Below are 10506 nucleotides of genomic sequence, written 5' to 3' on the forward strand. Positions count from 1 at the left end.
TTCTTACAGTAGGCATTTATCTTTCTTATAACTATGCACAGTATACCGTTTATGGTTACACTAGATATCACAGTTTTAATAATACCAATTTTATTATTGGGGTAGCAATCTTTGCTTTAATTGCGTATGTTAGCTCTATCTTCCTCTATGGTTTTGGTGAACTTGTTGAAAATTCTGCAAAGATTGCAGAAAATACTTCAAAGCTTCTTGCAGAACACAAGAAAAGCGAGAGTGATACTACAAAAGATTCTATAAATATGAATTAATCAATAATTATTAAATCTGTTATTAATTGCCCGCAGTTTTGCGGGTTTTTTGTTATAGCTATTAAATCTATATCTCTATGTCACTTTATCATAAAAGTTTTACACAGTCTCCCCTGTATTAAAATTTCAAGGTTTTTATCTCTCTTTTTTAAAAATTCTTACCTAAGAAAGCTTAAAATAAAATATTTTTACTTTAAAATACTTAATTATTTATATTGTAATTAAATAAATATTTATGTATTTTAGCATTTTATATATTCTTTATTGCTTTAATGGTATTATTTTTCTATTAGGAGATAGAAAGAATGATAAGTGAAGCACCTGTAATAATCTGTGGGTTTCCTTCGCCTGCTCAAGATTATACAGAATCAAGTTTAGATTTTAATACATATTTAGATGTAAGGAAACCAAGTGTATACGCACTTCGAGCTAAGGGTGTATCAATGACCGGAGCAGGGATTTACCCAGAAGATATAATCTTAGTTGATAAATCAAAAAGGGCTTATCATGGTTCTTTGGTTGTTGCCTGTATTGATGGTTGTTTTACACTCAAACGATTATTTTTAAAGCCTCAAGTAATACTACATCCAGAGAATCCTGATTTTGATGATATCATACTTGGAAAAGAAGAGGAGTTAACAATATTTGGAGTTGTTACTGCAGTTGTTAGAAAACTATGATAGGACTTTGTGATTGCAACAGTTTTTATGCCTCCTGTGAAGCTCTATTTAGGCCGGACCTTAAGGGAAGAGGTATTGTTGTTTTATCAAATAACGATGGGTGTGTTGTAACAGCAAATAAGGAAGCCAAGCAAAATGGAATTACTAGAGGGTTAAACTGGTTTGAAGTTAAAGATATTGCAGCAAAAAGAGGAGTTAAAGCCTTTTCTTCTAACTATCCACTCTATCAATCAATATCTGATAGAGTGATGACCTTACTTTCCCAAAAAACTTACGAAATATTTCCATACTCTATTGATGAAGCTTTCTTTACTCCAGGAGTTATTAAGCCTGAAGAACTCCGATATGAAATTACAAATGAAAGTGGTATTCCTGTATCTATTGGCTTAGGGCGAACTAAAACACTTGCTAAAATTGCCAATCACATTGCAAAGAAAGAAAAAAGTGGTGCCTTTATTTTAAATGAAGCAGATGAAGATGAAGTATTAAAGAATACAGATATTATAGATGTTTGGGGTATTGGATATAGGAACTCAGAAAAGCTTAAGAAGAGAGGTATCTACACTGCTAAAGCATTTCGGGATCTAGATGACGATTTTATCTTAAAGCTCTTAACGGTAACAGGACTCAGAACAGCTCTTGAATTAAGAGGTGTAGATGCCCACCAGGAAAGTATTAAAAATGCATCCTTTGCGTCAGGTATTACATTCTCTCATCCGATAGTATCTTATGACGAACTATACAAAACCTTAGTTTCACATGCTCAAACTCTCTCTGAAAAGCTAGAAAAGAAGGGTTTGGAATCAGGTGAAATTGCAATACAAATTTTCACATCTCGTTTTAAAAGTGATTTCTACACTCCATTTGTAAAAGTAAAATTAATCCATCCCACTTCTTATCTTCCAACATTTTCAAAAGCAATTGGATATGCTTTATCCATTTGCTATAAAAAAGCAGCTTACAAAGGATCACGAGTATTTGCACTCGATATCCATGAAAAAGGTGAGAGGCAGTACAACTTATTTTATAATGATAATTATTCAGATGAAAGGAATCAAAGACTAACTAGTGTTGTATGTGAATTAAATAAAAAGTATGGAAGAGGTGAAGTTACTACACTTTCTGCTCTTGGTTTAACTAAGGATAAAATGACAAAGGCAGAGCTAAAAAGCCCTGCCTACACTACTCGTTTTACTGATCTACCATTAATCCTCGATAGATAGAGCTTTAATTATCTCTTCAGGGATCATAATGGGACGTTTCTTTTCAAGAGATATTGCTGCAACTTTAACTTCTAAAGTTGCAAGCACTTCATCATCTCTTTTTACAATTTGATTAAATACTGCAGAAAACCTTTTGGCTTCCTTTACATAGGTCTCTACAGTTAATAAATCATCTAAATAGCCAGGCTTTTCATATGAAATATTTATACTCTTAACAACGAAGGCACAGTCAGCTGAAAGAAGTTGACTTTGACTTCCCTTAAATACACTTCTTAATGCCTCTGTTCTTGCGTGCTCAGCAAAGTCCAAATAACGTGCATGGTAGACAATTCCACCAGCATCGGTATCAGAAAAGTAAACACGAAGAGAATAATTATACTTCAACCTCAGCTCCTTCAAATCTTAGAGTCTTAACATAGTCATCATAAGTTTCAGCTCTTCTAATCATAACAAGTTTATTATCAGAGGTGAGTAAATACTCTGCATGACGAAGCTTTGCATTGTAGTTAAAGCCCATTGAATGACCATGTGCTCCGGTATCATGGATTACTAAAATATCACCTTCATCAACCTTTGGAAGCTTTCTGTCAATTGCAAACTTATCGTTATTCTCACAAAGAGAGCCTGTAACATCATAAGTATGGTCTTTAGCTAAACCACTTTTTCCAACAACAGTGATGTGATGGTATGAACCATAGAGTGCAGGACGCATTAAATCAGCCATACATGCGTCAAGCCCAATGTAATCTTTGTACTTCTTTGTTACATGTAAGGCCTTGGTAACAAGATAGCCATAAGGCCCTGTGATCATACGACCACATTCAAATGTAAGTCTTACCTTCTGGTTATACTCTTTATAGAGAGCTTCAATCTTAGCTGAAAGATCTGCTAAATCAATTCTTTCATCCTCTAAGCGGTATGGAATACCAATTCCACCACCCATATCGATGAATTCAATATCGATATCAAGTTCTCTCTTAATATCGTTAACAAGAGTAAAGAGCATTCTTGCAGTCTCAACGATATAATCTCCATTAAGCTCATTTGAAGCAACCATTGTATGAAGACCAAAGCGTTTAGCACCAAGGGCTTTTGCCTTTTTATAACACTCAAAGAGCTGGTCCTTAGTAACACCATATTTTGCTTCAACAGGGTTACCAATAATAGCATTACCAGTTCTATCTGGACCTGGATTATATCTAAAGCAAATTAACTCTGGGAACTTTTTACCAAGAGCATCATACAAAAAGTCAATGTGAGTAATATCATCAAGGTTAATTATTGCACCAAGCTCGTATGCAACTCTAAACTCTTCTGCTGGTGTGTCATTTGAAGTAAATACAATCTTTTCACCTTTAATACCAGAAGCCTTACTTAATAAGAGTTCAGGAAGAGATGAACAATCGGCACCAAAACCAAGAGCAGCTAAGCGCTTTAAAATTGCAGGATTAGGGCAAGCCTTTACAGCAAAGAAATTTGTAAAGCCAGGGGCCCAATTGAAAGCTTTCTTAAAGTTTTCAGCATTCTCTAAAATTGCTTTTTCATCATAAAGGTGGAAAGGTGTTGGGATACCTTCAATTTTTTTAAGGAATTCACTCTCATTAAGGGGCAATTTTTTCTCACTCATTTTAAGTTCTCCTTAATACTCTTAATCGCCTTTTCAACATTTTCTCTGTGGCCATAAGATGAAACACGAACATAGCCTTCACCTGCAGCACCAAAGCCAGCACCTGGAGTAACTACAACGTGACACTTATCTAAAAGATAATCGAAGAACTCCCAGCTTGATAAGCCATTAGGACACTTTGCCCAAATGTAAGGACTGTTTTTTCCTCCAATACATTCAAGACCAATGCTTTCAAGACCCTCTTTAATAATTCTTGCATTTCCCTTGTAGTAATCAACAAGCTCTTGGCAAGCCTTATAACCTTCATCTGATAAAGCAGCTAAGCCACCAGCTTGAGCAATGTTGGAAGCACCATTGAAGAAGGTACACTGTCTTCTATTCCACATTTGTCTAAGCTCATTTGGTTCACTATTTTCACAAACAAGTGCATGTGGTACAACTGTCCAACCGAGACGAACACCAGTAAAGCCCGCATTCTTAGAAAATGAATTAATCTCAATTGCACATTCCTTTGCACCTTCAATTTCATAGATAGAACGTGGAAGCTCGTCATCCTCTATGTATGATGAGTAAGCTGCATCGAAGATAATTACAGCCTTATTCTCTCTTGCATAGTCAACAAAAGCTTTAAGTTGTTCTTTTGTTGCAACAGCACCAGTTGGATTATTTGGGAAGCAAAGGTAGATGATATCAACTTTTTCCTTAGGAGGAAGTGGAACAAAGCCATTTTCCTTATTACCCTCAAGGTATACAAAACCCTTATATTGACCATCAACAAAGCCAGTACTTCTACCACCAACTACGTTTGAGTCTACATATACTGGGTAAGCAGGGTCTTGAACTGCTACAATACAATCCTCAGAAAAAAGATTTTGAATATTTGCAGCATCACTTTTTGCACCATCAGAGACAAAGAATTCATCTGCTAAAAGCTCAACACCATAGTGAGACTTATAGAAGTCCTTTAAAGCTTCTCTTAATGGAGTATCCCCCTGCTCATCACCATAGCCTGTATATGTGTCTCTTGATGAAAGCTTATCAAGCTTTGCTTTCATAGCATCAACAAGTACAAGAGGAAGAGCTTCTGTAGTATTACCAATACCAAGACGCATTAACTCAATTCCAGGATTATTTTGACTCCAAAGCTTAGTTCTTCTTGCAATTTCAGGAAATAGATAACCAGATGCAAGCTTTGTATAGTTACTATTAATTCTAGCCATTAGATCTCACCTCTCTCAATTGCAGCAAAGATATCATCTGTACTCTTAATTAAAACATCTCTATGTTCACTCTTTTCAAGAGGACACATTGGAAGACGGAAAATTTCACGGCACTTACCATAGTGAGCCATAGCAGTTTTAATAGGAATTGGGTTTGTTTCAATAAAGCAAGTTTTAAAGAATGGAGCAAATACATTCTCAATTTTTTCAGCTGTAGCATAGTCGCCATCAAATGCAGAGTGAACCATCTTTGCCATCTGCTTAGGGAAAAGGTTTGAAGCAACAGAAATAACACCATCACCACCTCTTCTTACAAGCTCAAGAGCTAGATTATCGTCTCCTGAAAGGACTGTGAAATCATCTGGAGTTCTATTAATTACATCGGTCATCTGGTCAAGATTACCACTTGCTTCCTTAACAGCATAAATATTAGGACAATCATTAACAAGGCGAATTAATGTATCGGTTTCCAAGTTTACACCTGTTCTACCTTTAATATTGTATAAAATACATGGAACACTTACGCTATCAGCAATAGCTCTGAAATGTCTATATAAACCTTCCTGGTTAGGCTTATTGTAGTAAGGATTTACCAGTAATACAGCATCAACACCTGCATCCTCAGCGTGTTGAGAAAGTCTAATTGCTTCATTAGTAGCATTAGAACCTGTTCCAGCAATTACTGGAACTCTACCTTTAGCAAACTTAATTGTTTGAGCAATTACTCTATCGTGCTCCTCGTGAGAAAGACATGGGCTTTCACCAGTTGTGCCACAAGGTACTAAGCCATCAATTCCATTCTCGATTTGGAAGTTAATAATTCTCTCTAGTGCAGCATAATCAACTGTACCATAATCGGTAAAAGGTGTAATTAAAGCAGTAAAAACACCTCTAAATAAATCACTCTTTTTCATTTTTATATCATTCTCCAAGAATATTGTTTATTAAATCATCCATTGAAAAGAGACCTACTCTCTTTTCACTTATTAACCACTTTGCAGCGCTAAGAGAGCCAGAAGCAAAACCATCACGACTTCTTGCACTGTGACTTATTGTGATAGTATCAACATCACTATCAAAAATAACCTCATGAATGCCAGGAACACTTCCCACCCTACTTGAGGAAAGATGAAGTACATTTGGTCTTATCTTTTGATGCTGACATTCTGTATCTATTTCATCCTTTCTATCAAGGTTTTTAATAACCTCTTTAGCAAGCATCAAACCAGTTCCAGATGGACTATCAGCCTTTTTGTTATGGTGTATCTCATGTACAGCTACATCATATTCAGTAAGAGTATTCATAAGTTTAGAAGCATATGAAACAATCTTAATAGTTGCAGCAACGCCTAAAGAAAAGTTTCCAGACCAAAGAATTGCTCCACCCTTTTCTTGAGTATAAGTTTTAACTTCATCAACTCTTTCATACCATCCTGTTGTTCCAATTACTGCAGGTATAGAGTAGTCAACATACTTCTTAATATTTTCTACAGCAGTAGATGGATGTGAAAAATCGATAACAACATCACAGCCCTCTAAAGATTCTTTACTAAGAGTCTTAGAGGTAACTCTTACATCATCTGAAAAACAATCTATTACAGCTTTTACACAATAAGAGGATTCGTGAGCTAAATCATAAATCCTCTTTCCCATTTTACCAAAACCTACAATACCAATATCCATATCGTGGATATTAGCAGATTAGTAAAATAATGTCTATAAAATAACAATATGTTATTATAATAACTATTTTCTCTTTTTACTCCTCTTTTCCGCTCTCTCTTGTGATTGCTTAAAGAAATCAGCAAAAGTACCACCACCTACATCAGAAAAAGAAGATGAAGAAAAATTATTTTTCTTAACATTTCTTTCACTATCAAAGGTTCTGTTTTTCTTTTTACTTTCATGAACTACTTCTATCTTCGTTTCATATATTGTTTTAGCAATTTTTACAGTAGGCTTTTTTAGGCTAACCTTAACTTTTCCATCGCTAGTAAACTGAGGTGCCTTTTTAATCTTAACACTTGCTCCTGTATCAATAGGCACTTTTACAAGCTTTTCCTCATAAGAGCATGAAAGACGCTGACAGATGTAGTGAACACACCCATCAAGAGCGATGCTTTTCATCATTTCACTTCCACAGAATGGACATTTTTTTGAATCTACAAAGTGAGGTTCAAATACAAGAGAAGAGTTCTTAACCTCCTCAACCAAGTCACTAGCCATCTTTTTAATGTCTAAAATAAACTTGTCATAGTCCCCTGTTCCCTTACTAATATCATCTAATCTTTTTTCCCAAATTCCAGTTAATTCAGGAGACTGTAATACCTTTGGAGCAAGTCTAACAACTTCTCTACCCTTTGCAGTTGGTACAAAGTACTTTCCTTCTCTCTCAACATATCTATTTTGTACCAGTTTTTCGATGATCTCTGCACGAGTTGCAGGGGTACCAAGACCATTTGCTAAATTACCCTTGATATCTAAATCATCTACAAACCTACCAGCATGCTCCATAGCTGAAAGAAGAGTTGCATCTGTATAACGCTCAGGAGGAGTTGTACTATTTTCTCTAACAACTATATCCTCAATCTTTACTTTATCACCTTCATGAAGACGTAAAATAGCAAAGCTAATATCGAGGTTATCAACGGCAGCAGTACTCTTTATCCCAGCATCCTCACTTACCTTTCTCCATCCCTTTTGAAGTGGAAGTGTTAAACGAGTTTTAAAGTTTTTACCAGAAGCATCGATAATACATGTAGTTGTTTTATATTTGTATGATGATGACAAAACCTCCAAAAATCTTAATGCAATTAATCTGAATAACTTCTCTTCATCACAAGATAGCTTTTCAAGCTTTACAACTTCTTCCGTTGGAATAATTGCATGGTGGTCACTTACTTCTTCCTCTTTGACATTTCTTTCATTATCAAAATCAAAACCATCTTCCAAATATGATTTTGCAGTTGAAGCAAATTGAGTATTTAATAATGCCTTTAATCTATCTTTAAAGGTTGGAACAATATCAGAGGTTAAATACCTTGAATCTGTTCTTGGATAGGTAACGATTTTATGAACCTCGTATAGGCGTTGCAAGGTATCAAGTGTTTCCTTTGCAGAAAAGCCATAGGAAAGGTTTGCATCTCTTTGAAGCTCTGTTAAATCATAAAGTAGAGGCGGTTTTTCCTCCTTCTCTTCATCCTTAAGCTCGCTAACTACACACTCTTTACCCTTAAAAGAAGTTTCAAACTCCTCTTTTACCTTTTTATCTGTAAAGCGAATCGAGTTTTCCTCAGGATAGTATGATGCAGAAAAAAGACCAAAATCAGCACGAGCTGTATAGTAGCCAGAACCCAAGAAAGCTTCCCTTTCATCCTCTCGTTTAGTCATCAAAGCAAGAGTTGGTGTTTGAACTCTACCTGCTGAAAGCTTCGCATCATAGTGACAAGTTAATGCACGAGAAACATTCATACCAACATACCAGTCAGCCGCACTACGAGCCTCGGCAGCATGGTAAAGATTATCATAGAGTGAAGCAGGAACTAGGTTTGCAAAGCCCTCTTTAATTGCTTTTTCAGTTTGGCTACTTATCCAAAGTCTTTCAAGCTTACCATTATAGCCAGAAAGCTTTAAAATCCATCTAGCGACAAGCTCACCTTCACGACCTGCATCAGTTGCAATAACAACAGATTCAATATCACTTCGCTTTAAAAGTGCATTTATATTTTCAAATTGGTCTTTAGTATCTTCAATTACTTCTTGTTCTAATGTTTCTGGAAGCATTGGAAGATCTTTTATTGACCATCTTTTATATCTTTCACTGTAGTGCGCTGGATCACAAAGCTCAACAAGGTGTCCAAGAGCCCAAGTTACGATATAATTACTTCCTTCGATATATCCTTGAAAACGATCAAAAGCAAATAGTGTTTTTGCTATTTCCCTAGCTACTGAGGGTTTTTCAGTTATTACAAGTTTCTTCATGGTTAACGGATTTTATCAAAACACTTGCAATAATTAAAGTATATTGAATCAAAAATCACCTTGACGAGGCCAAGGGAGTCTAACTATAATTTAATTATCTCATAAGGTAAGGAGTATTACTATGGCTTACAGAATCACAGATTCATGCGTAGCTTGCGGAACTTGTGCAGGTGAATGTCCTGCTGAAGCAATTTCTGAAGGTGACATCTATTCAATTGACCCAGACAAGTGTCTCGATTGTGGTACATGTGCAGGCGTATGCCCAACAGGTGCTATCGAAGAGGCTTGATTAAAATCAATCACACTTCAAGCTGTCCTTGCTGGACAGCTTTTCTTTTATGATTACATTTTTAATATTATCAATAATACTAATACTATTAAGCACCTTTTCTGTACGATTTAAAAAGCTATCATCACCATTTTTAATGATGCTAGCACTTAAAGGTGTTTTATCATTTTTTCTTTCAACTTCAATTAGTTTTGCCATCTCTGCAATATGCGCTCTAATATTTATTATTATCTTTACCAAAACTCTTTATAAAATAAATAAGGTAAATGCAGCTATCATATTAGCTACATCTAATAGTGGTGATATAAAATTAACAATAATATTTAGTGTTATAGCACTACTATTACTACTTCTATCACTTAAGGATGAAAGATTTATTTTGTCCCCTTCCCTTTCAATAGCCTTTTCAATGCTACTATGTACTACATATTATTTACCAATATATGTATGTATAATTCTTTCTATTGTAATGACTATTTTTTCATTTTTCATGCTTGATGGGAGCAAAAAAGAATGACACTTGATAATGCTCTAATTGATAAACCTTTAAAGGTAAGTGAAATTAATAAGATAATAAAAGAAACCTTCAGACAGTCCTTTTATAACTTAACAATTGAAGGTGAAGTATCAGGATTTAAGCCATCTGCTACAGGACACTGGTATTTTACATTAAAGGATAAAGAAAGCCAAATAAGTGCGATAATGTTCCGTTTTTCAAGAACTCCTAGCTCATACATTCCTCAAAATGGTGATATGGTCACAGTTTATGGCAATATTGATGTATATGAGCCAAGAGGCACCTACCAAATTATTTGTCAAAGAATAGTAAGACAAGGTGATGGAGAAATATTAATTGAGCTTGAAAAAAGAAAACAATACTACCAAAGCTTAGGGTACTTTGATATTGAAAACAAAAAGAGTATTCCTAAGTACCCAACTAGAATTGGAATTATTACAGCTTCTAATGGAGCCGCAATTGAGGACATGTTAAACACATTAAAAAAGAGAGCGCCTTCTCTTGATGTTGTTATCTATCCTTGCTTAGTCCAAGGAGAGAGTGCGGCAGAGGATATTAGTGCACAAATTAATAATGCAAACCTTATTCCAATGTGTGATGTCTTAATTGTTGGTAGAGGTGGTGGATCAAAAGAGGATTTGCTTTGCTTTTCTGATCCATTAGTAATTGAAGCAATACATAACTCTGAGATACCTGTTATTTC

12 protein-coding genes are annotated in these 10506 nt (G+C 35.2%); 6 read left to right on the forward strand and 6 right to left on the reverse strand.

What is annotated here, in order from left to right:
• The 3 genes from SOY52_RS00720 to SOY52_RS00730 form a co-directional block, all read left to right on the forward strand.
• Nucleotides 1-266: hypothetical protein (locus tag SOY52_RS00720; protein WP_320847068.1), on the forward strand; the 266-nt coding region annotated here is incomplete at its 5' end.
• A gap of 305 nt (nt 267-571) precedes the next feature.
• Entirely contained in the window at nt 572-946 is a 375-nt protein-coding gene (locus SOY52_RS00725) for a translesion error-prone DNA polymerase V autoproteolytic subunit (RefSeq protein ID WP_320847069.1), read from the forward strand.
• Entirely contained in the window at nt 943-2169 is a 1227-nt protein-coding gene (locus SOY52_RS00730) for a Y-family DNA polymerase (protein WP_320847070.1), read from the forward strand. Before SOY52_RS00725 ends, SOY52_RS00730 begins: the two co-directional genes overlap by 4 nt.
• On the opposite strand, the gene SOY52_RS00735 is transcribed toward SOY52_RS00730, so the two are convergent.
• The 6 genes from SOY52_RS00735 to SOY52_RS00760 all read right to left on the reverse strand — a co-directional run bounded on the left by SOY52_RS00735 (nt 2152) and on the right by SOY52_RS00760 (nt 8997).
• Nucleotides 2152-2553 (reverse strand): YbgC/FadM family acyl-CoA thioesterase, encoded by a 402-nt coding sequence (locus tag SOY52_RS00735; protein WP_320847071.1) that lies wholly within the window; start codon nt 2551-2553, stop codon nt 2152-2154. The two genes, SOY52_RS00730 and SOY52_RS00735, sit on opposite strands and share 18 nt — an antisense overlap.
• A complete protein-coding gene (locus SOY52_RS00740) occupies nt 2543-3796 on the reverse strand; it encodes a diaminopimelate decarboxylase (protein WP_320847072.1) in 1254 nt (417 codons plus the stop codon). Before SOY52_RS00740 ends, SOY52_RS00735 begins: the two co-directional genes overlap by 11 nt.
• Nucleotides 3793-5016 carry an LL-diaminopimelate aminotransferase gene (locus tag SOY52_RS00745; RefSeq protein ID WP_320847073.1) on the reverse strand — a complete coding sequence of 408 codons (1224 nt, stop codon included), beginning with the start codon at nt 5014-5016 and terminating at the stop codon, nt 3793-3795. The genes SOY52_RS00740 and SOY52_RS00745 overlap by 4 nt, the downstream gene beginning before the upstream one ends.
• Nucleotides 5016-5930: a 4-hydroxy-tetrahydrodipicolinate synthase gene (gene dapA, locus SOY52_RS00750; RefSeq protein WP_320847074.1), complete on the reverse strand. Its 915-nt coding sequence runs from the start codon at nt 5928-5930 to the stop codon at nt 5016-5018. The genes SOY52_RS00745 and dapA overlap by 1 nt, the downstream gene beginning before the upstream one ends.
• 7 nt (nt 5931-5937) lie before the next feature.
• A complete protein-coding gene (gene dapB / locus SOY52_RS00755) occupies nt 5938-6699 on the reverse strand; it encodes a 4-hydroxy-tetrahydrodipicolinate reductase (protein ID WP_320847075.1) in 762 nt (253 codons plus the stop codon).
• A 63-nt stretch (nt 6700-6762) separates the two neighbouring features.
• A complete protein-coding gene (locus SOY52_RS00760) occupies nt 6763-8997 on the reverse strand; it encodes a DNA topoisomerase 3 (RefSeq protein WP_320847076.1) in 2235 nt (744 codons plus the stop codon).
• 121 nt (nt 8998-9118) lie between these two features.
• Between SOY52_RS00760 and SOY52_RS00765 the strand changes: the two genes are divergently transcribed.
• The 3 genes from SOY52_RS00765 to xseA all read left to right on the forward strand — a co-directional run.
• Complete coding sequence (locus SOY52_RS00765) at nt 9119-9286, forward strand: DUF362 domain-containing protein (protein WP_154425538.1); 168 nt, start codon at nt 9119-9121, stop codon at nt 9284-9286.
• Nucleotides 9287-9335: 49 nt separating this feature from the next.
• Nucleotides 9336-9803 carry a hypothetical protein gene (locus SOY52_RS00770; protein WP_320847077.1) on the forward strand — a complete coding sequence of 156 codons (468 nt, stop codon included), beginning with the start codon at nt 9336-9338 and terminating at the stop codon, nt 9801-9803.
• Nucleotides 9800-10506 (forward strand): exodeoxyribonuclease VII large subunit (xseA, locus tag SOY52_RS00775; protein ID WP_320847078.1); only part of this gene is annotated, 707 nt, incomplete at its 3' end. The genes SOY52_RS00770 and xseA, both read left to right, overlap by 4 nt.

The organism is Bullifex sp., assembly GCF_034103065.1.
Classification (GTDB): domain Bacteria; phylum Spirochaetota; class Spirochaetia; order Sphaerochaetales; family Sphaerochaetaceae; genus Bullifex.

Bases quoted from the DNA above. Each gene is read 5' to 3' on its own strand.
- SOY52_RS00770 (WP_320847077.1), top strand. From the start codon at position 9,336: ATGATTACATTTTTAATATTATCAATAATACTAATACTATTAAGCACC.
- SOY52_RS00745 (WP_320847073.1), bottom strand. From the start codon at position 5,016: ATGGCTAGAATTAATAGTAACTATACAAAGCTTGCATCTGGTTATCTA.
- dapB (WP_320847075.1), bottom strand. From the start codon at position 6,699: ATGGATATTGGTATTGTAGGTTTTGGTAAAATGGGAAAGAGGATTTAT.
- dapA (WP_320847074.1), bottom strand. From the start codon at position 5,930: ATGAAAAAGAGTGATTTATTTAGAGGTGTTTTTACTGCTTTAATTACA.
- SOY52_RS00765 (WP_154425538.1), top strand. From the start codon at position 9,119: ATGGCTTACAGAATCACAGATTCATGCGTAGCTTGCGGAACTTGTGCA.
- SOY52_RS00760 (WP_320847076.1), bottom strand. From the start codon at position 8,997: ATGAAGAAACTTGTAATAACTGAAAAACCCTCAGTAGCTAGGGAAATA.
- SOY52_RS00730 (WP_320847070.1), top strand. From the start codon at position 943: ATGATAGGACTTTGTGATTGCAACAGTTTTTATGCCTCCTGTGAAGCT.
- SOY52_RS00740 (WP_320847072.1), bottom strand. From the start codon at position 3,796: ATGAGTGAGAAAAAATTGCCCCTTAATGAGAGTGAATTCCTTAAAAAA.
- SOY52_RS00725 (WP_320847069.1), top strand. From the start codon at position 572: ATGATAAGTGAAGCACCTGTAATAATCTGTGGGTTTCCTTCGCCTGCT.